Consider the following 22,563-nt stretch of genomic DNA (forward strand, 5'->3'; position numbering starts at 1 on the left):
TCATCCTCCGGCCGGTCATCCAACAGCCTGGACTGTGAACGTCTTCTTCGCTGAAGAAAATTATTGACGCTTTGATCAGTCCTATTTATACTGCACCGCAACATGATTCGTTAACAAAAAAACCCGCCATCACCGGGTGATGTTGACGGGTCCGAACCGTTCTCCTCCAGAAAGGCTCTGCGCCTTTCTCGCATTGACCCCTTGTCTCTCACGAGGGGTTTTTCTTTGCGCGTCTGCTTTTTATTCGCCTCAAGTCGCTATCGCGATCTGTACCACTCTCTCCCCTCCAGAACCGTCAACGGCGCTCACTGCGCCGTTGACTGAACAATTTCTGAATGCGGCATTTGTAAAAGCTTATGCCATTTTTTGCAAGTACTTTTTTCAGGCGGTACCGACGTCAGCGGCCTTCATCGACAGACGAATCTTGCCGTCACGGCTGACCTCCAGCACCTTGACGCGCACCAGCTGACCTTCCTTGACCACATCGTCCACCTTCTCGACGCGCTTGTCGGCGAGCTGGGAGATGTGCACCAGGCCATCCTTGCCGGGGGCGATGGTGACGAAGGCGCCGAAGTCCATGATCTTGGCAACCTTGCCCTCGTAGATCGTGCCGACTTCGACATCGCGGGTCAGCGCGTTGATGCGCGTGATCGCCGCTTCAGCCGCCTTGCCGTCGACCGCGGCGATCTTGATCGTGCCGTCGTCGTCGATGTCGATGGTGGTGCCGGTTTCCTTGGTGATGGACTGGATGGTCGCGCCACCCTTGCCGATCACGTCGCGGATCTTGTCCGGGTTGATCTTGATGGTGGTGATGCGCGGCGCGTGCGGCGACAGCTGCGAGCGCGGCGTGGGCAGCACCTGCACCATCTGCTCGAGAATCTGCAGACGCGCAGTCTGCGCCTGCTGCAGGGCCTGGGCCATGATCTCGCCGGTGATGCCGGTGATCTTGATGTCCATCTGCAGGGCGGTCACGCCGTCCTTGGTGCCGGCAACCTTGAAGTCCATGTCGCCGAGGTGGTCTTCGTCACCGAGGATGTCGGTGAGCACCGCCCAGCGGCCTTCTTCCAGAATCAGGCCCATGGCCACGCCGGCCACCGGCGCCTTGATCGGCACGCCGGCATCCATCAGCGACAGGCAGGCGCCGCAGACCGAAGCCATGGAGCTGGAACCGTTGGACTCGGTGACTTCCGAGACCACGCGCACCACGTATGGGAATTCCTTGCTCAGATCCGGCATCACGGCGGCGACACCGCGCTTGGCCAGACGGCCGTGGCCGATCTCGCGGCGCTTGGGCGCGTTCAGACGGCCGGTTTCGCCGACGCAGTACGGCGGGAAGTTGTAGTGGAACATGAAGTGCTCATGCCACTCGCCTTCGATGGCGTCGATGATCTGGTAATCCTTGCCGGTGCCCAGCGTGGTCACCGCCATCACCTGCGTCTCGCCGCGCGTGAACAGCGCCGAGCCGTGGGTACGCGGCAGCACGCCGGCCGACATCGCCAGCGGACGCACCGTGAAACGGTCGCGGCCGTCGATGCGGGGTGCGCCATCGAGGATGCGGTTGCGCACGATCTTGGCCTTCAGCTCTTCGAGCTCGGCCTTGAGCTGGTTCTCGGTGAACGGCGCATCGGCAGCGCGCGCAGCCTTGGCCTTCTTGGCCACTTCATCGAGCTTGGCGTAGCGGGCCTGCTTCTCGGTAATGCCGTAAGCGGCGGCGACTTCGTCTTCAAACTGGGCAACGAAGGCCTTCACGGCGGTACGGTCGGCCGGCTGCCAATCCCACTTGGCCTTGCCCGCCTCGGCAGCGAATTCATTGATGGCCTGGATCGCGGCCTGCATCTGCTCGTGGCCGAACAGCACGGCGCCGAGCATGACCGGCTCGGACAGCATCTTGGCCTCGGACTCCACCATCAGCACCGCGTCCTTGGTACCGGCAACCACCAGCTCCAGATCCGAGCTCTTCAGCTCCGTGGCGGTGGGGTTGAGCAGGTAATGACCGTCCTTGTAACCAACCTTGGCCGCACCGATGGGGCCCAGGAAGGGAATGCCGGACAGCGCCAGCGCGGCGGAAGCGCCGAGCATGGCCGGGAGGTCGCCATCGACTTCCGGATTGAGCGAGACCACCATGGCCACGATCTGGACTTCGTTGTAGAAGCCTTCCGGGAACAGCGGACGCAGCGGACGGTCGATCAGACGCGAGGTCAGGGTTTCCTTCTCGGTCGGACGGCCTTCACGCTTGAAGAAGCCGCCGGGGATGCGGCCGCCGGCGTAGAAGCGCTCCATGTAATCGACGGTCAGCGGGAAGAAGTCCTGATCCGGCTTGGCTTCCTTGCGGCCGACCACTGAAACCAGCACCACGGTTTCGTCGACATGAACCAGAACCGCCGCGGAGGCCTGACGGGCCACGGCAGCGGTTTCAAACGTGACATTGTGCTTGCCGTAGCGGAACGTCTTTTTGACGGGCACGGCGGGAGTGGCAGGAACTGCCATGGCTTTATCCTGTTTTTCGAACGGTCAAAACGACTGCGCCGCTTTTTAGCGGCGCAGACCCAGCTCAGCGATGAGCTTGTTGTAGCGAGCCTCGTCCTTCTGCTTGAGGTAATCCAGCATCTGGCGGCGCTGGTTCACCATCTTCAGCAGGCCACGGCGCGAGTGATTGTCCTTCTTGTGCTGCTCGAAGTGCGGACCCAGCGCATTGATGCGCTCCGTCAGCAGCGCCACCTGAACCTCGGGAGAGCCCGTGTCATTCGTCGCGCGGGCAAACTTTTTCACCACATCGCCCTTGCGTTCAACCGTCAACGTCATTGCCTTCAACTCCGGAAAAACTGCCTATTTGTCTGTCGTTTACAAAGTCCAATATATTAACTTCTTTGCGCACCCGCTCACAAGCCGCCGGGCAGCAGCCAGCGCAGCGGCCGCACCCATCCCTCTTCGTCACTCCGGGCCAGGCCCAGCAGCCGCCCGGCCTCGTCCAGAATCGCCAGCTGCGCTTCACGCGGCACTCCCGGCAGCCGCTGCGCCCGGCCCTGCGCAAATGCCTGTGCCCGCAGCGCATCGACCGTCTGCGAGGGCCAGTGTCGCAGGCCCTGGGCGGGACTGAGCAGCAGCCGATCCAGCGTCGCCTCATCCTGCCCGGCCAGCGCCTCCAGCTCCGGCAAGGTGTGCAGGATCGAGCCGACGAACGGCGTCACCTCGGTGCGGCGCAGGGCCCTCAGATGCGCGTACTGCTGCAGCCGTGCCGCCAGGTCCTCGGCCAGGGTACGGATATAGGTGCCCTTGGAGCAGTGCACCTCCACATCCGCTTCCCGTCCATCGAAGGCCAGCAGCTTGAGCTCGTAGATCTCGATGCTGCGCGCGGTCCGCTCCACCTCACCGCCCTCGCGGGCGATCTCGTACAAGGGCCGGCCTTGATGCTTGAGCGCCGAGTACATGGGCGGCACCTGCTGCTGCACGCCGGTCAGCGCCGCACAGGCCTCCTGCACACTTTCCGGCTTCAGCCTGCTGGGATCGGAGCGTGCAATCACCTCACCCTCGGCATCGCCGGTACGGGTCTGTTCACCGAAGCGCAGCCGCGCCACATAGCGTTTGTCGGATTCCAGCAGCACACCGCTGAGCTTGGTGGCCTCACCCAGGCAGATCGGCAGCACGCCGGTGGCCAGGGGATCGAGACTGCCGGTGTGTCCCGCCTTCTCTGCGCGATAGAGGCGCTTGACGCGCTGCAGGGCCTCGTTGGAGCTGAGCCCCAGGGGTTTGTCGAGCAGCAGAATGCCGTCGAGCCGGCGGCGCGGCCTGCGGGTTTTGCTCTGCATCGCGGCTGCCGCGTCGCGGATCAGGACTTGGGCTCGTGATGCTGCGCGTCGCTGTCCACGGCGGCGCGGATCATCGCGGCGATGCGGTCGCCTTCGCGCAGCGCGTGATCGGCCACGAAGTACAGTTGCGGCACGTAGCGCATGCGCAGGCGCGAACCCAGATCGTGGCGCAGCTTGCCGGCGGCGTGGGCGAGGCCCTTGACCGCATCCTTGAGCTGGGCATCACTGCCCAGCAGGCTGACCGAAACCCGCGCGTTGTGCAGATCGGGCGAGACGTTGACCTCGGTGACGGTCACGCCCGCCACGCGCGGATCGGACAGCTCGTTGCGGATCAGCATGGCCAGCTCGGCCTGCAACTGCGCGGCAACGCGGACCTTGCGTGGATATTCCTTGGTGGACACTGCGTCTTCAGCTTCAGGCGGTCGCCGCCGCCTGCACCGTGCGCCGCACTTCCACGCGCTGGAAGCATTCGATCTGGTCGCCGACCTTGACGTCGTTGTAGTCCTTCACGCCGATGCCGCACTCGGTGCCGGCCTCGACCTTCTGCACGTCGTCCTTGAAGCGACGCAGCGACTCCAGCACGCCTTCGTAGACGACCGTGTTGTTGCGCAGCACGCGGATCGGCAGATTGCGCTGCACCGAGCCTTCGATGACCAGGCAGCCGGCGATGTTGCCGAGCTTGGAGCTGCGGAACACATCGCGCACCTGCGCGATGCCGACGATCTGCTCGCGGGTTTCGGTGCCCAGCAGGCCCGAGACCGCGTCGCTGACATCGTCGATGATGTCGTAGATGACCGAGTAGTAACGCACGTCCACGCCGGTGTCCTGGATCCGCTTGCGCGCGGTGCCGTCGGCACGCACGTTGAAGCCGACGATGATGGCCTTGGACGCCATCGCCAGATCGACATCGGACTCGTTGATACCGCCCACGGCGGTGGACAGCACATTGACCTTGACCTCTTCGGCCGGGATCTTGCGCAGCGCCTCGGTGATGGCTTCGGCGGAGCCCTGCACATCGGCCTTGACCATGATGTTGAGCGACTTCTGCTCGCCCTGGCCCATGTTGGCGAACACCTGATCCATGCGCACGGCTTGGTTCTGCGCCAGCTTCTGCTCGCGCAGCTTCTGTTCGCGCAGCAGCGCCAGTTCGCGCGCCTTGCGCTCGTCGGCCACCACCACCACGTCATCGCCGGCATCCGGCGCACCGGACAGACCCAGCACCTGCACCGGAATCGAGGGGCCCGCTTCCTTCACCGGCTTGCCGGCTTCGTCGAACATGGCGCGCACACGGCCGAAATGCGGACCGGTGAGAATCACGTCGCCCTGATGCAGCGTGCCGGCGCGCACCAGCACGGTGGCCACCGGGCCGCGACCCTTTTCGATCGAGGATTCGAGAATGTTGCCGCGTGCCGGCGCGTCCACCGGCGCGGTGAGTTCCAGCACTTCCGACTGCAGCAGGATCGCATCGAGCAAGGCATCGATGCCCAGGCCGGAATGCGCCGACACGCCCACGAATTGCGTCTCGCCGCCGTAGTCTTCGGCAACCACTTCTTCCTTCAACAACTCGTTCTTCACCCGGTCCATATTGGCCTCGGGCTTGTCCATCTTGGTGATGGCGACGATCAGCGGCGCCTTGGCGGCGCGCGCGTGCTGAATGGCTTCGCGGGTCTGCGGCATCACGCCGTCGTCGCCCGCCACCACCAGCACCACGATATCCGTGACCTGCGCACCGCGCGCACGCATGCGCGTGAAGGCTGCGTGGCCCGGCGTGTCGAGGAAGGTGATGATGCCCTTGCCGGTGCGCACGTGGTACGCGCCGATATGCTGCGTGATGCCGCCGGCTTCGCCGGCCGCCACGCGGGTATGGCGGATGTAGTCGAGCAGTGAGGTCTTGCCGTGGTCGACGTGACCCATGATGGTCACCACCGGCGGACGCGTGCTGCGCTCGAGGTGCGACTGCTCGCCGGTCACCGCCTGTTCCAGGCTCTCTTCGAAATCGCTGGCCTTGGTGGTGCGGACCTTGTGGCCCATTTCCTCGACCATCAGCGCAGCCGTGTCCTGGTCCAGCGTCTGGTTGATCGTGGCCATGACGCCGTTCTTCATCATGACCTTGATCAGCTCGGTGGCCTTCACCGCCATGCGGTTGGCCAGCTCGCCGACGGTGATCGCCTCCGGCACTTCCACTTCGCGCACGATCGGCGCCACCGGCTTTTCAAAACCGTGGACGTTGTCGATCTTGATCCGGCCACCGCCGGTCTTGCGCTGCTTCTTGTCGCGCTTGCCGCCCTTGCCTTCCGAAAGATGCAGCTCCTGACGGTGCACGCGGTCGTCGCGGCCACCACGGCCACGGTCGGCCGCAGGCGCCGCCGGCTGCGCCGGCGTGGCTGCTGCTGCCGGCGTGCGGGACTCGGGACGCGCAGCGGGCGTCGCAGGCTGCGCCTTCTGCAGAGCGGCCGTCTGGCGCGCGGCCTCGGCGGCACGGCGCACGTTTTCCGCCGCGCGGCTGCGCGACTGCTCCACTTCCCAGCGCGCGCGATACAGCGGATCTTCCTTGAGCTTGCGCTCGTGTTCCTCGCGGCGCGCACGCTCGGCGGCTTCGGCATCGGCCTTCTTGCGCGCCTCTTCCTCGGCCTGCAGCTTCTGCTCCAGCTCTTCCTGATGGCGCCTGGCCTCGGCCTCGGCAGCAGCGCGGGCCTGCGCCTCGCGGTGCTCCGCTTCCAGGGCTTCGGCAGCCTCGGCAGCGCGCTGCGCCTCCAGATCGGCCTCGCTGGGTTCAGCCACCACCGCCGGTGCCGGCACTGGCGCCGGCGCCGCTGCCTTGGCAGCCTCTTCCGGCAGTTCCTCTTCCTTGATCAGCGTGCGCTTCTTGCGCACCTCGATGCTGATGGTCTTGGACGGCAGGCCGCGTCCGCCGCCGAGCTTGAGCTCGGAGGTTTCCTTGCGCTTGAGCGTGATGCGACGCGGCTCATTGCTGGCCAGTCCGGTCTTCTGCTTGAGGTAATTGAGCAGCGCAACCTTGTCTTCGGCGGAAATCGCCGTCTGTGCATCCTTCACCGGCACGCCGGCCTCGTGAAACTGCGTCAACAGCTCCTCGACCGGGCGGGACAGCTCTTTGGCGAAATCTTGAACCGTTACCGTAGACATCCTTGAACTCTCCGAGCTCTGACCTCGCTGAACCTGCCCCACTTCAGGCGTAGGCCTTGGCGCGTGCCGCCATGATCAATTGCGAGGCCTTGTCCGCCGCGAAATCCGGCAGGATTTCCAGCAGCTCATCGGTGGCCAGATCAGCCAGCGCCTCGCAGCTGGCAACACCCGCCTCGGCGAGCTGATAGGCCGTATCCTCGTCCATGCCTTCCACCGCCAGCAGATCGGCACCGGGCTGCGCGTGTGCGCGCTGCTCGGCCTTGGCGATGGCCTTGGTCAACAGCACGTCGCGGGCGCGGTTGCGCAGCTCGTCGACGATCTGCTCGTCGAACTCTTCGATCTGCATCAGTTCCTGCGGCGGCACGTAGGCAATTTCTTCCAGCGTGCTGAAGCCTTCCTGCACCAGCACCGCCGCCACTTCGGCGTCGACGTCGAGATGTTCCATGAACATCTTCAGCACCGACTGGTTTTCCTCTTCCTTCTTCGACTCGGCTTCGGCACTGGTCATGACATTGAGCACCCAGCCGGTCAGCTCGGAAGCCAGACGCACGTTCTGTCCGCCGCGGCCGATGGCCTGCGCGAGCTTCTCTTCGGCCACGCCGATGGTCATGGCATGCGCCTCTTCATCGACGATGATGGTCTCGACCTCGGCCGGCGCCATGGCATTGATGACGAACTGTGCGACGTTGTCGTCCCAGGGCACGATATCCACGCGCTCACCGGCGAGTTCGTTGGAGACGCTCTGCACGCGCGAACCACGCATGCCCACGCAGGCGCCTACCGGATCGATACGCTTGTCCTTGGCCTGCACCGCGATCTTGGCGCGCAGACCGGGGTCACGCGCCGCACCCTTGAGTTCGATCAGGCCCTGCGCGATTTCCGGCACCTCGAGCTTGAACAGCTCCATCAGGTATTCCGGCATGGTGCGCGACAGGAACAGCTGCGGACCGCGGGCCTGCGGGCTCACTTCATAGAGATAGCCGCGGATGCGGTCACCGGGGCGCACCGGCTCGCGCGGAATCAGATGGTCGCGCAGCACGATGGCCTCGGCATTGGCGCCCAGATCGACGATGACGCTGCCGCGTTCCAGACGCTTGACCAGACCGGAGATCAGCTCGCCGACGCGATCACGATAAGCCTCGACGATCTGCGCACGCTCGGCTTCGCGCACCTTCTGCACGATGACCTGCTTGGCCTTCTGCGCACCGATGCGGCCGAAATCCACCGAAGCCACCTTGTGCTCGATCACCTCGCCAGCCTGCGCATTGGCATCCTCCTTCTGCGCATAGGTGAGCTTGATCTGCCGCTCGGGAAACTCGAACTCCTCGCTGTCGTCTTCCAGAATCGTCCAGCGGCGGAAGGTTTCGTACTCGCCGGTTTCACGATCGATGGCCACGCGCAGCTCGGCCTCATCGCCGTACTGCTCTTTGGCAGCCGAAGCCAGTGCGGCTTCCAGCGCCTGGAAGATCAGTTCCTTCTCGACGCCCTTCTCGTTGGAGACGACGTCCACCATCAGCAGGATGTTCTTGTTCATGTGCAGCTACTCCTGATCGTAATCCGGTACCAAGCGCGCACGCTCGATATCGCTCAGCGGCAGTTCGAACATGCCTTCGGCGGTCTCCAGCTTGATCCTGCTCTCGTCGGCACCGCGAATAAAGCCGACGAAGCGGCGGCGGCCATCCTTGGGCGCCAGCAGCTGTATGCGAGCCTGATGTCCGGTGAAACGCGCAAAATGCGCCGGCTTGACCAGGGGACGGTCGAGCCCGGGCGAGGAGACTTCAAGACGGTAGGCGCTGCGGATGGGATCTTCCACATCCATCACGCCGGAGACTTCTTTGCTGACGCGCTCGCAATCCTCGAGCGTGATCCCGGCCGGGGCGTCGATGTATAGACGCAGCATGGCGTTCTTCGGGCTCGGACTGTATTCGAGCAACACCAACTCATAGCCGAGGCTGACCACCACCGGCTCCAGTATCTGCTCCAGTCGCTCCCGCATCACCGCCACTAAAATCCGCTCCGATGGCGACAGCGCGCCAATAAAAAAGGCCCTCAAGGGGCCCTCTCCAAGCCAACAAATTGGTAGCGGGGGTAGGATTTGAACCTACGACCTTCGGGTTATGAGCCCGACGAGCTGCCAGACTGCTCCACCCCGCACCAGACAGACGATAAGTATAGGCAGATAAGGACCTTAGCGCAAGACAAAAGTCCTCATTCACACACAAAAAGCGCAGACACGAAACGAAAAAACACCGTGCTGCGCTTCACCGCATTGCCACCCTGCCCCGGAAACAAAAAGCCGGTTCGCTTGGAACCGGCCTCGCTTCTGGTGCCCACGGAGAGACTCGAACTCCCATGACTTTCGCCGCTACCACCTCAAGGTAGTGTGTCTACCAATTCCACCACGTGGGCAATGCCGGGGGGCCTTGAAACGGGGCGCGAATATTAACGCCTCGATTCTGTTTTGTCTCTACTACTCGGGAACGACCGGTGCCTTGGGCTGTTCGCCGGCAGCCGGTGCGCTCTCCGGCGTCGGCGCCGTGGCAGCCGCCGGTGCGGGAGCCGCAGTCTGCGCCGCCGGTGCCTGCTGCAGGCGGTCCACCACCGAGCCTTCACTGGCATCGCGCTGTCCATGCACCAGATAAGCCAGGGCCAGACTCACGATGAAGAACACCGTGGCCAGCGCGCCAGTGGCACGCGACAGGAAATTGGCCGAACCGCGCGCGCCGAACACCGTGCCCGAGGCGCCGCTGCCAAAAGCGGCGCCGGCATCGGCACCCTTGCCATGCTGCAGGAGAATCAGTCCGACCAGGCCGACCGCCACCAGCACTTCCACAATCACCAGAATCGTATACATGCCCACTCGCTATCAGCTCAGCGTCTGCGCAGCTGCACAGATCGCCAGGAATTCCGTTGCCTTCAAGGAGGCACCGCCGATCAGGCCACCATCGACGTCGCGGCAGGAGAACAGCGCCTGCGCATTGTCGGCCTTGACGCTGCCACCGTAGAGAATACGGGTTGAATCCGCGATTTTAGCATCGGCATTGGCGAGCTCGCCACGGATGAAGGCATGCGCGGCCTGCGCCTGCTCGGCACTCGCGGTGCGGCCGGTGCCGATGGCCCAGACCGGTTCGTAGGCAATCACGGCCGACTTGAAGCCATTGGCGCCCACGCGCGCCAGCACCGCCGCCAGCTGCCGGCCGAGCACGATCTCGGTCTGCTCGGATTCACGCTCCTCCAGGGTCTCCCCCAGGCAGAGAATCGGCTTGAGGCCGCAGGCCAGCGCGGTCTGGAACTTCTGCGCCACCACTTCATCACTCTCGCCGTACAGCGCGCGGCGTTCGGAATGACCGACGATCACATAGGCGCAACCGACGTCCTTGAGCATGCCGCCATGGATCTCGCCGGTGAACGCGCCGGGCTTTTCCTGTTCGCAGAGATTCTGCGCACCGAGCTGCACGCTGCTGCCGGTGAGCGCCGCCCCCACCGATTCCAGATACAGGGCCGGCGGACAGACCACCATGTCGACCGCCGTATAACGCTTGGCATCAAAGACGATGTCGTGCAGGAGCATCGCGTTGGCATCGCGTGCACCATTCATCTTCCAGTTGCCGGCCACCATCTTCCGTCTTGCCATCACCGCACTCCCTAGTCTGTACGTTTCTTAACAGCGATCTGCTTGGTCTCAGTCCAGCGCCGCCTGTACCGCCGCCGCCAGGCGCTGGGCTTCGGTACGCGTCAGCGCCTCATCATCCGATTCCACCATCACACGGATCAAAGGCTCGGTGCCGGAGGCGCGCAACAACACCCGGCCGCGCGCGCCGAGACTGGCGCTGGCCAGGCGCTCGGCCTCCTGAACGGCCGGCGCCTTGAGCACCGCTGCCGCCTCACCTTGCACCGGGACATTGATCAGCAGCTGAGGATAGCGCCGCATGCCGGCGCTGAGTTCATGCAGCCCGGCGCCCGCCCGGCGCATCGCGGTCAGCACCTGCAGCGCACTGACCAGGCCGTCGCCGGTGGTGGTCTTGTCCAGGCAGATGGTGTGTCCGGAGGCTTCGCCGCCGAGCATACCGCCGCTGCTGGCCAGCAGCTCCATCACATAACGATCACCGACCTTGGCGCGCGCGAAGCTCACCCCCAGATCGCGCAGCGCGTGCTCGAGGCCAAGATTGGACATCAGCGTCCCCACCACCGGTCCCCGCAAAGCCTGCTCGGCCAGCCGCGCGCGGGCGATGATGAAAAGAATCTGGTCGCCGTCGATCTCATTGCCCAGGCGATCCACCAGCAGGCAGCGGTCGGCATCGCCGTCCAGTGCCACACCGAGGTCCGCGCCGGTCTGCAGCACCGCCTCGCGCACCGCCGCCATATGCGTGGAACCGCAGTCGGCATTGATGTTCAGGCCGTTGGGCCGGTCGCCGATGGCAATCACCTGCGCGCCCAGTTCCTCGAACACCGCCGGCGCCACGCGATAGGCGGCGCCATGCGCGGCGTCCACCACGATCTTCAGACCATTGAGATTGCGCTCGCCGTAAGTGCCCTTGCAGAACTCGATATAGCGGCCCGGCGCATCCTCCAGGCGCCGCGCGCGGCCTAGCTGCGCCGGCTCCACGCACTGCAGCGGTTCCTCCAGCAGCGCTTCGATGCGCGCCTCGATTTCGTCGCTGAGCTTGGCGCCATCGGCACCGAAGAACTTCACACCGTTGTCGTGATGCGGGTTGTGCGAGGCGGAAATCACCACGCCGGCGCGTGCGCGCAGGGCGCGGGTGAGATAAGCCACGCCCGGTGTCGGCAAGGGCCCGAGCAGATCCACCTCGACGCCGGCGGCGGCGAAGCCGGCTTCCAGTGCCGATTCGAACATATAGCCCGAGCGACGCGTGTCCTTGCCGATGATCACGCGGGCGCCGCTGCCATTGGCCAGCACACGCCCGGCGGCCCAGCCCAGCTTGAGCGCGAAATCGGGGGTCATCGGCGCGCGGCCGACCCGACCGCGTACACCATCGGTTCCGAAATAACGACGACTCAAGATGCGGCTTCCTCAGGGTTCAAAAGATGCTCTGGCCTGTGCCAGCGCCTGTACCACGCGCACCGTATCGACGGTCTCGCGCACATCATGGGCGCGCACTATAGCGGCCCCCTGCCAAACGGCAACTGCCGCCGCCGCCAGCGAGCCGGCCAGGCGCTGCTCGGCCGGCCGGCCCAGCAGTTCGCCGAACATCGACTTGCGCGACACGCCAATCAGCAGCGGATGGCCCAGTGCGCGCAGCGGCTGCAAGTCCGCCAGCAGCGCCAGATTGTGCGGCAGCAGCTTACCGAAACCGACGCCCGGATCCAGGCAGATGCGCCCGGCCTCGATGCCGGCATCCCGGCAGGCCTGGACGCGCGCCGCCAGGAAGTCACAGACCTCGCGGCGCACATCCTGATACTGCGGCGCCTGCTGCATGGTGCGCGGCTCGCCCTGCATGTGCATCAGGCACACCGCCGCGCCGGTCTCGCGCACCACCGCCAGCGCGCCCGGCGCACGCAGCGCCATCACGTCATTGACCAGCTGCGCACCGGCCTCGCAGGCCGCCCGCATCACCGCCGGCTTCATGGTGTCGATGGAAATCGGCACCGCGCACTCCTGGCGCAGCGCGCGGATCAGCGGCACCACGCGGCGGATCTCCTCTTCCTCCGGCACCGCCTGTGCGCCGGGTCGCGTCGACTCGCCGCCCACGTCGATGATGCCGGCGCCCTGCGCCACCATCTCGCGGGCCCGCGCCAGCGCCAGGCCCAGGTCCGGATAACGCCCGCCATCGGAAAAGGAATCCGGAGTGAGATTGAGGATGCCCATCACCACCGGCGCATCCAGCGCCAGCACACCATCGCGCAGTTTCAGCCGCATCGTCCGCCCAATCTTTCCAGCGCCACAAACAAGAAGGCCGGCACTGCTCGTGCCGGCCCCCGATGATGCCTCAAAACTGCAGAACTCAGGTTTGCTGACTGGCGGCCGGCGCCGGACGCGGCGCAGGCTGCGTGCCGGTATCGCTGCTGGGCACCGGCGAACCGCCACCGGGCTGCGGGCCGTTACTGTTGCTGTTGCTCCAGCTTTCCGGCGGCCCCGGATCCTGGCCGGCCATGATGCGCTTGATCTGTTCGATGTCGATGGTCTCGTACTTGATCAGCGCCGCCGACATCGCGTGCAGCTTGTCGAGATTGTCGATGATGATCTGCTTGGCGCGGCCGTAATTGGCCTCGATCACCTTGCGGATTTCCTCGTCGATCACATGCGCGGTGCCGTCGGACACGTTCTTGGTCTGCGTCACCGACTTGCCCAGGAACACCTCGCCGTTGTCCTCGGAATAAGCCAGAGGGCCGAGGCGGTCCGACATGCCCCACTTGGTGACCATGTTGCGGGCGATGTCCGTGGCGCGCTCGATGTCATTGCTGGCACCGGTGGTGACCTTGTCCAGACCGAAGATCACTTCCTCGGCGATACGGCCGCCGAACAGCGAGCAGATCTGCGAGTTCAGGCGCATCTTGGTGTAGCTGTAGCGATCCTCTTCCGGCAGGAACATGGTCACGCCCAGGGCGCGGCCTCGCGGAATGATGGTCACCTTGTACACCGGATCGTGCTCCGGCACCGAGAGGCCGACGATGGCATGGCCGGCTTCGTGGTAGGCGGTGAGCTTCTTTTCGTCTTCGGACATCACCATGCTGCGGCGCTCGGCGCCCATCATGATCTTGTCCTTGGCGCGCTCGAAGTCGTCGTGATCGACCAGACGCTTGTTGGCGCGGGCGGCAAACAGCGCCGCCTCGTTGACCAGGTTGGCCAGATCGGCGCCGGAGAAGCCGGGCGTGGCGCGGGCGATGATTTCGGCCTTGACGTTGTCGGCCAGCGGCACGGCGCGCATGTGCACCTTGAGCACCTGCTCACGACCGCGCACATCCGGCAGCGGCACCACCACCTGACGGTCGAAGCGGCCCGGACGCAGCAGCGCGGGGTCGAGCACGTCGGGACGGTTGGTGGCGGCGATGACGATCACGCCCTCGTTGCCCTCGAAGCCGTCCATTTCCACCAGCAGCTGGTTGAGGGTCTGCTCGCGCTCGTCATGACCGCCGCCGAGGCCGGCGCCGCGATGACGGCCCACGGCATCGATTTCGTCGATGAAGATGATGCAGGGCGCGTGCTTCTTGGCCTGCTCGAACATGTCGCGCACGCGCGAGGCGCCGACGCCGACGAACATCTCGACGAAGTCGGAACCGGAAATCGTGAAGAAGGGCACGCCAGCCTCGCCGGCGATGGCCTTGGCCAGCAGGGTCTTGCCGGTGCCGGGGCTGCCGACCAGCAGCACGCCGCGCGGAATCTTGCCGCCCAGCTTCTGGAACTTGCCCGGGTCTTTCAGGAAGTCCACCAGTTCGGAGACTTCCTGCTTGGCTTCCTCGCAGCCGGCCACGTCATTGAAGGTGACCTTGACCTGATCGGCGTTGAGCATGCGCGCGCGCGACTTGCCGAAGGACATGGCGCCCCGCGTGTTGCCGCCGCCCTGCATCTGGCGCATGAAGTACACCCAGACCGCGATCAGCAGCAGGATCGGGAAGGCATTGAACAGCAGCTGCAGCAGCAGCGGCGTTTCCTTGGGCAGCTCGCCGCTGAACTTGACCTTGTTGTCCAGCAGCGCGCCGACCATGGCGCTGTTGTCGGTCTCGGGGCTGATGGTGACGAAAGGCGAACCGCCCTTCATCTCGCCGCGGATCATCTGACCGTCAATGGTCACTTCGGCAACATTGCCTTCCTTGACCTGGCCCATGAACTCCGAATAGGCGAGCTCGGGATGCGCGCGAGAGCGGGACGAGAAACTCTGGAACACGCTCATGAGCACGACCAGAATCACCACCCACAGCAGCAGATTTTTGGCCAGATCGTTCAACGTCTTTTCCTACCCTTCGACCACCGTTTAGGACACCTTACACCGCGCGAAAGTTGCGCGCCAGCAAGTACACTTCCGAGGAGCGTGGCCGGGACGCCCGCGGCTTGCGGATCGTGACCGTTTCAAACACCTCGCGCATTGATCTGAGATAAGCATCGAAGCCCTCCCCCTGGAAAGCCTTCACCAGGAGACTGCCCCGCGGCTTCAGATGCGCCTTGGCGAATTCCAGCGCCAATTCGCACAGATAAACGCTGCCCGCCTGATCGGCGGCATCGATTCCACTGATGTTCGGCGCCATGTCGGACAGCACCACGTCCACCAGCTGATCGCCGACCTTGGCTTCCAGCTGATGCAGGACCGCGTCCTGGCGGAAATCGCCGACGATGATGTCCACCGCCGGAATCGGCTCGAAGGGCAGGATATCCAGGGCGAACAGCTGGCCCTTGGCGCCCAGCAGCGGCCGGGCGTACTGGCTCCAGCCGCCCGGTGCGGCGCCCAGATCGACCACGATCTGGCCGGGACGGAGAATCTTGTCGCGCTCCTGGATTTCCTTGAGCTTGAACACCGCACGCGAGCGATAGCCCAGGCGTCGGGCTTCCTGAACGTAAGGGTCGGCTTCGTGCTCGGCAATCCAGCGAGCGGAACTGGGACGGCGTTTCTGAGTCATCGCATGCCCACTATCGGAGTCCAGGATATGGGGCCGCCGCCGCCGGCTTCAAGGTCTGCGGCGCCACAGCCCCCTGGCTTACAGATAGCGGACGCCCACCACCTCGAACTCGCGCACGCCCTTGGGCGTGGCAACCTGCACGAAATCGCCCTGGGTCTTGCCGATCAAGGCCTTGGCGATGGGGCTGTTGAACGAGAGCAGGCCAGCCTTCACGTCCGCCTCGTCCTCGCCCACGATCTGGTACTCCTGCTCCTCGCCGCTGTCGGCATCGGCCAGGCTGACCGTGGCACCGAAGATGATCTTGCCGTTGGCGGCCACCGCCTTGGGGTCGATGATCTGGGCATTGGAGAGCTTGGCCTCGATCTCCTGGATGCGGCCCTCGTTGAAGCCATGCTGCTCGCGGGCGGCGTGGTATTCGGCGTTCTCGCGCAGATCGCCGTGCGAGCGCGCCTCGTCGATGGACGCGATGATCTTGGGCCGCAGCTCGCTCTTGCGGTGACGCAGCTCCTCGCGCAGACGCTCGGCACCGCGCAGGGTCATGGGAAACTTGCTCATCGGTAATGTCCTGGGACCGGGGGCAATAGCGCGGTTCGCCGGGACAGCACGGCGGCCTTGCGCGTCAAAGGGATGGCAAAACTTAACATCCCGGCCGCGACCTGCCTAGTCGCGGCCGGGCGCGGGCCGGCGCTAGCGCACGCCGGCGTGCAGGTCCTGCAGGCGGTTCACGTCGCGGCGGTCCAGGTGATCCATGGCCACCGCCGCCGCCATCGCGCCGGCGATGGTGGTGAAGTAGCAGATCTTGTGCTGGATCGCAGCGGCGCGGATCGAGCGCGACTCCTCGATGGACTGCTTGCCTTCCGTGGTGTTGGCGATGAACTGGATTTCGCCGTTCTTGATCGCGTCCACGCAGTGCGGCCGGCCTTCCTTGACCTTGTTGATGCCCTCGCAGGCCAGCCCCGCCTTGCGGATCATCTGCGCCGTGCCATGGGTGGCGACGATGCGGAAGCCCTTCTCGGCCACCAGCTTGGCCAGCTCCACGGCCTTTTTCTTGTCCTGGTCACGCACCGAGATGAACACCGTGCCGGAGCGCGGCACGGTCACGCCGGCGGCGAGCAGGGCCTTGTTGAAGGCCTCGCCGAAATGCGCGCCGGTGCCCATCACCTCGCCGGTGGAGCGCATCTCGGGCCCCAGCAGCGGGTCCACGCCGGGGAACTTGGCGAAGGGGAACACCGACTCCTTCACCGAGTAGTACTTGGGCAGGATCTCGCCGGTCACGCCCTGGCGCTTGAGGCTCTGGCCCGCCATGCAGCGCGCGGCGATCTTGGCCAGCGGCCGGCCGGTGGCCTTGGAGACGAAGGGGCTGGTGCGCGAGGCGCGCGGATTGACCTCCAGCAGGTAGACCTTGCCGGCCTGCACCGCGAACTGGGTGTTCATCAGACCCACCACCTTGAGGGCGCGGGCCAGCTTCACCACCTGGCTGCGGATTTCGTCCAGCACTTTCTTGGGCAGCGAGTGCGCGGGAATCGAGCAGGCCGAGTCGCCGGAATGCACGCCGGCCTCCTCGATGTGCTCCATGATGCCGCCGATCACCACGTCCTCGCCATCGGCCAGGGCGTCCACATCCACCTCGATGGCGTCGTTGAGGAAGCGGTCGAGCAGCACCGGCGAATCATTGGAAACCTGCACCGCCTCGCGCATGTAGCGCTTGAGATCGTCGTCGTCGTGCACGATCTCCATGGCGCGGCCGCCGAGCACGTAGCTGGGGCGCACCACCAGCGGGTAGCCGACCTTGGCGGCCACGTTCAGGGCCTGCTTCTCCGAGGTCGCGACGCCATTGGGCGGCTGCAGCAGGCCCAGCTTGTCCACCAGCTTCTGGAAACGCTCGCGGTCTTCGGCCAGGTCGATGGCATCCGGCGTGGTGCCGATGATCGGCGCGCCGGCGGCTTCCAGGGCCCGGGCGAGCTTGAGCGGCGTCTGGCCGCCGAACTGCACGATCACGCCCTTGGGCTTCTCCAGCTCGATGATCTCCATCACGTCTTCGAAGGTCAGCGGTTCGAAGTACAGGCGATCCGAGGTGTCGTAGTCGGTGGACACGGTCTCCGGATTGCAGTTGACCATGATTGTCTCGTAGCCATCCTCACGCAGCGCCAGCGCCGCGTGCACACAGCAGTAATCGAACTCGATGCCCTGGCCGATGCGGTTGGGACCGCCGCCCAGGATCATGATCTTCTCGCGCCCGCTCGGCGCAGCCTCGCATTCCTCGTCGTAGCTGGAATACAGGTAGGCGGTGGAGGTCGGGAACTCGGCGGCGCAGGTGTCCACGCGCTTGTAGACCGGGCGGATGCCGGCCTTGTGACGGGCGCGGCGCACCGAGTCTTCCTTGACGCCCATCAGCCGGGCGATGCGCCGGTCCGAGAAGCCCAGGCGCTTGTAGCGGCGCAGATCGGCGGCTTCCACCTTGGTGATCTTCTGCTCCGCGATTTCGGCTTCGGTGGCCAGCAGTTCCTCGATCTGTTCCAGGAACCAGGGATCGATGCGGCTGAGCTTGTGAATCTCCGCCACCGACATGCCGGCGCGGAAGGCATCGCCGACGAACCACAGGCGCCGCGAGCGCGCCACCGCCAGTTCGTTGTGGATGCGCGCCAGCGCTTCCTCGCTGTAGCCATTGGCGCCCGGCTCCACCTGCGGATCGAAGCCGTCGCTGCCGGTCTCCAGGCCGCGCATGGCCTTCTGCAGCGACTCCTGGAAATTGCGGCCGATGGCCATCACCTCGCCCACCGACTTCATCTGCGTGGTCAGACGCGAATCGGCCTGCGGGAATTTCTCGAAGGTGAAGCGCGGAATCTTGGTGACGACGTAATCGATGCTGGGCTCGAAGGACGCCGGCGTGGCGCCGCCGGTGATTTCGTTCTTGAGCTCGTCGAGCGTGTAGCCCACCGCCAGCTTGGCGGCGACCTTGGCGATGGGAAAGCCGGTGGCCTTGGAAGCCAGCGCCGAGGAGCGCGACACGCGCGGGTTCATCTCGATCACGATCATGCGGCCGTCGGCCGGGTTGATCGAGAACTGCACGTTCGAGCCGCCGGTATCGACGCCGATCTTGCGCAGCACCGCCAGCGAGGCGTTGCGCATCAGCTGGTATTCCTTGTCGGTGAGCGTCTGCGCCGGCGCCACCGTGATCGAGTCACCGGTGTGCACGCCCATCGGATCGAAGTTCTCGATGGAGCAGATGATGATGCAGTTGTCCTTGCGGTCGCGCACCACCTCCATCTCGTACTCTTTCCAGCCCAGCAGCGATTCTTCGATCAGCACTTCCGTGGTCGGCGACAGATCCAGGCCACGGGTGACGATCTCTTCGAATTCCTCGACGTTGTAGGCCACGCCGCCGCCGCTGCCGCCGAGCGTGAAGCTGGGACGGATGATCACCGGGAAGCCGATCTCCTGCTGCAGCTTGCGCGCCTCGGCCATGGTGTGGGCCACGCCCGAGCGCGCGCTGCCCAGACCGATCTCGGTCATCGCATCGCGGAACTTCTGGCGGTCTTCGGCCAGATCGATGGCATGCTCGCTGGCACCGATCAGCTCGCAGTTGAATTTCTTCAGCACGCCCTCGCGCGCCAGATCCAGTGCGCAGTTGAGCGCGGTCTGGCCGCCCATGGTCGGCAGCAGCGCGTCGGGGCGCTCCTTCTCGATGATGCGCGCCACCGACTCCCAGCGGATCGGCTCGATGTAGGTGGCATCGGCCATTTCCGGGTCGGTCATGATCGTCGCCGGGTTGGAGTTGACCAGAATCACCCGGTAGCCCTCCTGCCGCAGGGCCTTGCAGGCCTGCGCACCCGAGTAGTCGAACTCGCAGGCCTGGCCGATGATGATCGGGCCGGCGCCGATGATCAGGATGCTTTTCAGGTCTGTGCGTTTTGGCATGTGTTATCTCGATCAGACGCTGGCCGTGGCCAGCTTGGCCCCGAAGGCCATGAACAGGAGGCCGGCAAAGCCGGTACCGCCGGCGGCCAGACGTCGGTGCGCGGCAAAGCGCGCAGCCAGACGGCTGCCGGCGAAGATCAGCAGGCTCAAGTAGCTCAGGCTGATGCACTGCAGAATCAGGCCCAGCACCAGAAAGCTCAGTGCGGGGTGCGGATAGGCCGGATCGACAAACTGGATGAAGAAGGACACGAAAAACAGAATCGCCTTGGGATTGGTGAGGCAGATTCCCAGGGTGCGGCGAAACGGACGCGGCTCGCGCGCGGGCGCCGGCAGCACCGCCGCCGGCGCGTCCGCGTGGCGCCAGGCCGCAATGGCCGCGCGCAGCAGGCCCAGACCCAGCCAGGCCAGATAGGCCGCACCGGCCAGGCGCAGGGCCAGATAGGCCGTGGGATGGGTCTTGGCCAGGGCCGCCACGCCCAGCACCGAGAGCAGCATCAGCGAGGTATCACCCACCATCACCCCGGCCGCCGCGCGATAGCCGTCGCGCACGCCCTGGCGCGCGGCCACGCTCAGCACGAACAGCGAATTCGGGCCGGGCAGCAAAATGATGACCGTCGTACCGATCAGGTAGGCGGTGAGGTCGGTGATGCCGAACATGGCTTACCGCGCTTGCGACATCGCCTGCACGAAGCGGTCGAACAGACCGCTGACATCGTGCGGACCCGGACTGGCCTCGGGATGGCCCTGGAAGCTGAAGGCCGGGGCGTCCAGCACGCGCAGTCCCTGGTTGGAGCCGTCGAACAGCGAGCGGTGCGAGACCTTCACATTGGCCGGCAGGCTGGCCTCGTCCACCGCAAAGCCGTGGTTCTGGCTGGTGATCATCACCTGCCCGGTTTCCAGGTCCTGTACCGGATGGTTGGCGCCGTGGTGGCCGAACTTCATCTTCAGGGTCTTGGCGCCCAGCGCCAGGCCCAGGATCTGATGGCCCAGGCAGATGCCGAACAGCGGCGTCTTCTTGCTCAGGAAGGTTTTCGCCGCCGCGATGGCGTAATTGCAGGGCTCCGGATCGCCGGGGCCGTTGGACAGCATCACGCCGTCGGGGCGGAGCTTGAGCACATCGGCGGCCGGAGTCTGCGCCGGCACCACGGTGACGCGGCAGTCGCGGTCGGCGAGCATGCGCAGGATGTTGCGCTTCACGCCGAAGTCATAGACCACCACGTGGAAACGGCCCTCGGGCTTTTCCACCTCGCGGTTGCTTTCCAGCTCCCAGCTGCCGCGCGTCCAGCGCTGCACGCTGCTGCCGCTGACCACCTTGGCCAGGTCCATGCCCTTCAGGCCCGGGAACGCGCGTGCGGCGTCCAGCGCCTTCTTCTCGCTGATGCGCGAGCCGGCCAGGATGCAGCCGTTCTGCGCGCCTTTGTCACGCAGGATGCGCGTGAGCCGGCGCGTGTCGATGCCGGCGACGGCGACGACCTTGTTGCTCTTCAGGTACTCGCGGAAATCCTGCTGCGAGCGGAAATTGCTCGGCCGGCGCGGCACCTCGCGCAGCACCAGGCCGGCGATATGCACGCGATCGGATTCGGCGTCTTCGGGATTCACACCGACATTGCCGATGTGGGGATAGGTGAGCGTAACGATCTGCTCACGATAAGAGGGATCCGTGAGGATCTCCTGGTAGCCCGTCATCGCGGTGTTGAACACCACCTCACCCACGGTCTGACCATCGCTGCCGATGGAAACACCTTGGAAAATGGAGCCGTCAGCGAGCGCGAGCAGGGCCGGTTTGAGTTCGGTCATCAGAATGGTCTAATCCGTGGAGCGGACACTAAAACGGGGGCGCGATGGTGATCGGCCGCCCCCGTGCTGGATTAGACGGGCATTATATTGGTGCAATGCCGCAAGGTCTACAGCAAAACGCCGGGAATTTACCCTCAATTGCAGCGAATCAGAAGTCAAGACCCATTTGCTCGCCGCTTTGTGGCGGCGGGGCGAAACGCGAGCAGTCCAGACTGATGCGCGCGCCCGTGTCCAAGCCCAGCCGCCGGCAGGCCAGGGCAAAGCGCTGCCGCAGGACCTCCGCGTACTCGCCCTCGCCGCGCATGCGGCTGCCGAAGCGCGGATCGTTGTCACGGCCGCCGCGCATCTGCTGCACCAGACTCATCACATGCGCGGCCTTCTGCGGCAGATGCACGTCCAGCCACTGCCGGAACAAGTCCTTCACCTCGTAAGGCAGACGCAGCGGGATGTAACTGGCCTGCTGCGCGCCCGCCTGCCGCGCGGCCTCCAGCACCGCCTCCATCTCGGCATCGTTGACGAAGGGAATCACCGGCGAGAAGTTGACCATCACCGGCACGCCGGCCTCGTGCAGCAGACGCATCGCACGCAGGCGTGCCTGTGGCGAGGCTGCGCGCGGCTCCAGGGTGCGCTTGAGCTGTGCATCCAGGGTGGTGATGGAAACCGCCACGCTCAGCAGCCGCTGTCGCGCCAGCGCCGCGAGCAGATCCAGATCGCGCGCCAGCAGGGCCGCGCCCTTGGTGGTGACGCGGGCCGGCTGTCGAAAGCGCAGCATCAGCTCCAGCAGGCTGCGGGTGATGCCCAGCTCCCGTTCCACGGGTTGATAAGGGTCGGTATTGGAGCCCAGCTCGATCGGCGCGCAGCGATAGCTGCTCTTGCGCAGCTCCGCCTCCAGCAGCGCGGCCGCCTGCGGCTTGTAGAACAGCTCGGTTTCGAAATCCAGGCCTGCCGACAGATTCAGATAGCCGTGGCTGGGCCGCGCATAGCAGTAGATGCAGCCGTGCTCGCAGCCACGATACGGGTTGATCGACTGCGTGAAGGCGATGTCGGGCGAATCATTGCGGGCGATGATGCTGCGCGCCGCATCGACATGCAGGCGCGTCGGCAGACGCGGCGTCTCCTGCGCCTGCGTCAGCCAGCCGTCATCGACCGGCTCGCACTGCTGCGTCTCGAAGCGGCCTTCGGGATTGGACACCGCCCCCCGGCCTTTCTGCGCCTGCCTGTGGTCCTGCACCGCCACTGCATCGCTCCCAAAACTTCCCGATGATCCGCTTGTCACAAAGCCATGCCAGCATTCTGGCAAAGCGCCGGGCTCAGAAAACGCGCCGGG

Annotated in this window: 18 protein-coding genes and 2 tRNA genes; all 20 read right to left on the reverse strand. The window is 65.2% G+C overall.

The window, feature by feature from the left end; translation table 11 throughout:
- Positions 1–381 precede the first annotated feature (381 nt).
- The 20 genes from pnp to BMY12_RS12515 all read right to left on the reverse strand — a co-directional run bounded on the left by pnp (position 382) and on the right by BMY12_RS12515 (position 22,473).
- The gene (pnp, locus tag BMY12_RS12420; protein ID WP_177188975.1) at positions 382–2,487 is read right to left on the reverse strand and encodes a polyribonucleotide nucleotidyltransferase; all 2,106 of its coding nucleotides are present in this window, start codon (positions 2,485–2,487) and stop codon (positions 382–384) included.
- A gap of 45 nt (positions 2,488–2,532) precedes the next feature.
- Positions 2,533–2,802: a 30S ribosomal protein S15 gene (gene rpsO / locus BMY12_RS12425; RefSeq protein ID WP_093286625.1), complete on the reverse strand. Its 270-nt coding sequence runs from the start codon at positions 2,800–2,802 to the stop codon at positions 2,533–2,535.
- 77 nt (positions 2,803–2,879) lie between these two features.
- A complete protein-coding gene (gene truB / locus BMY12_RS12430; RefSeq protein ID WP_093286628.1) occupies positions 2,880–3,806 on the reverse strand; it encodes a tRNA pseudouridine(55) synthase TruB in 927 nt (308 codons plus the stop codon).
- A 20-nt stretch (positions 3,807–3,826) separates the two neighbouring features.
- Positions 3,827–4,207, reverse strand: a complete 381-nt coding sequence (gene rbfA, locus BMY12_RS12435; RefSeq protein ID WP_245732481.1) for a 30S ribosome-binding factor RbfA — start codon at positions 4,205–4,207, stop codon at positions 3,827–3,829.
- Between the two features lie 13 nt (positions 4,208–4,220).
- Entirely contained in the window at positions 4,221–6,950 is a 2,730-nt protein-coding gene (infB, locus tag BMY12_RS12440; protein ID WP_093286630.1) for a translation initiation factor IF-2, read from the reverse strand.
- A 43-nt stretch (positions 6,951–6,993) separates the two neighbouring features.
- Positions 6,994–8,484: a transcription termination factor NusA gene (nusA, locus tag BMY12_RS12445; protein ID WP_093286631.1), complete on the reverse strand. Its 1,491-nt coding sequence runs from the start codon at positions 8,482–8,484 to the stop codon at positions 6,994–6,996.
- Between the two features lie 6 nt (positions 8,485–8,490).
- Entirely contained in the window at positions 8,491–8,946 is a 456-nt protein-coding gene (rimP, locus tag BMY12_RS12450) for a ribosome maturation factor RimP (RefSeq protein WP_093286634.1), read from the reverse strand.
- Between the two features lie 81 nt (positions 8,947–9,027).
- A tRNA-Met gene (locus BMY12_RS12455) sits at positions 9,028–9,104 on the reverse strand.
- Between the two features lie 170 nt (positions 9,105–9,274).
- Positions 9,275–9,359 (reverse strand) — tRNA-Leu (locus tag BMY12_RS12460).
- Positions 9,360–9,420: 61 nt separating this feature from the next.
- Complete coding sequence (gene secG, locus BMY12_RS12465; RefSeq protein WP_177188976.1) at positions 9,421–9,804, reverse strand: preprotein translocase subunit SecG; 384 nt, start codon at positions 9,802–9,804, stop codon at positions 9,421–9,423.
- A 12-nt stretch (positions 9,805–9,816) separates the two neighbouring features.
- Entirely contained in the window at positions 9,817–10,584 is a 768-nt protein-coding gene (gene tpiA / locus BMY12_RS12470; protein ID WP_093286639.1) for a triose-phosphate isomerase, read from the reverse strand.
- A gap of 48 nt (positions 10,585–10,632) precedes the next feature.
- Positions 10,633–11,973: a phosphoglucosamine mutase gene (glmM, locus tag BMY12_RS12475; protein ID WP_093286642.1), complete on the reverse strand. Its 1,341-nt coding sequence runs from the start codon at positions 11,971–11,973 to the stop codon at positions 10,633–10,635.
- Positions 11,974–11,982: 9 nt separating this feature from the next.
- Positions 11,983–12,828 (reverse strand): dihydropteroate synthase, encoded by an 846-nt coding sequence (folP, locus tag BMY12_RS12480; protein ID WP_218140179.1) that lies wholly within the window; start codon positions 12,826–12,828, stop codon positions 11,983–11,985.
- 85 nt (positions 12,829–12,913) lie between these two features.
- The gene (gene ftsH, locus BMY12_RS12485) at positions 12,914–14,854 is read right to left on the reverse strand and encodes an ATP-dependent zinc metalloprotease FtsH (RefSeq protein WP_093286644.1); all 1,941 of its coding nucleotides are present in this window, start codon (positions 14,852–14,854) and stop codon (positions 12,914–12,916) included.
- A gap of 37 nt (positions 14,855–14,891) precedes the next feature.
- Complete coding sequence (gene rlmE / locus BMY12_RS12490; RefSeq protein ID WP_093286647.1) at positions 14,892–15,521, reverse strand: 23S rRNA (uridine(2552)-2'-O)-methyltransferase RlmE; 630 nt, start codon at positions 15,519–15,521, stop codon at positions 14,892–14,894.
- 78 nt (positions 15,522–15,599) lie between these two features.
- Positions 15,600–16,076 (reverse strand): transcription elongation factor GreA, encoded by a 477-nt coding sequence (gene greA, locus BMY12_RS12495; protein WP_093286649.1) that lies wholly within the window; start codon positions 16,074–16,076, stop codon positions 15,600–15,602.
- Between the two features lie 132 nt (positions 16,077–16,208).
- On the reverse strand, positions 16,209–19,439 hold the full coding sequence (carB, locus tag BMY12_RS12500) for a carbamoyl-phosphate synthase large subunit (RefSeq protein WP_093286652.1): 3,231 nt from the start codon (positions 19,437–19,439) through the stop codon (positions 16,209–16,211).
- Between the two features lie 12 nt (positions 19,440–19,451).
- Complete coding sequence (gene leuE, locus BMY12_RS12505; RefSeq protein WP_093286654.1) at positions 19,452–20,096, reverse strand: leucine efflux protein LeuE; 645 nt, start codon at positions 20,094–20,096, stop codon at positions 19,452–19,454.
- A 3-nt stretch (positions 20,097–20,099) separates the two neighbouring features.
- A complete protein-coding gene (gene carA, locus BMY12_RS12510) occupies positions 20,100–21,236 on the reverse strand; it encodes a glutamine-hydrolyzing carbamoyl-phosphate synthase small subunit (RefSeq protein ID WP_093286656.1) in 1,137 nt (378 codons plus the stop codon).
- Between the two features lie 148 nt (positions 21,237–21,384).
- Positions 21,385–22,473, reverse strand: coding sequence for a PA0069 family radical SAM protein (locus tag BMY12_RS12515; protein ID WP_245732485.1), 1,089 nt, complete (start codon positions 22,471–22,473; stop codon positions 21,385–21,387).
- Positions 22,474–22,563 lie beyond the last annotated feature (90 nt).

The organism is Solimonas aquatica, assembly GCF_900111015.1.
GTDB classification, from domain to species: domain Bacteria; phylum Pseudomonadota; class Gammaproteobacteria; order Nevskiales; family Nevskiaceae; genus Solimonas; species Solimonas aquatica.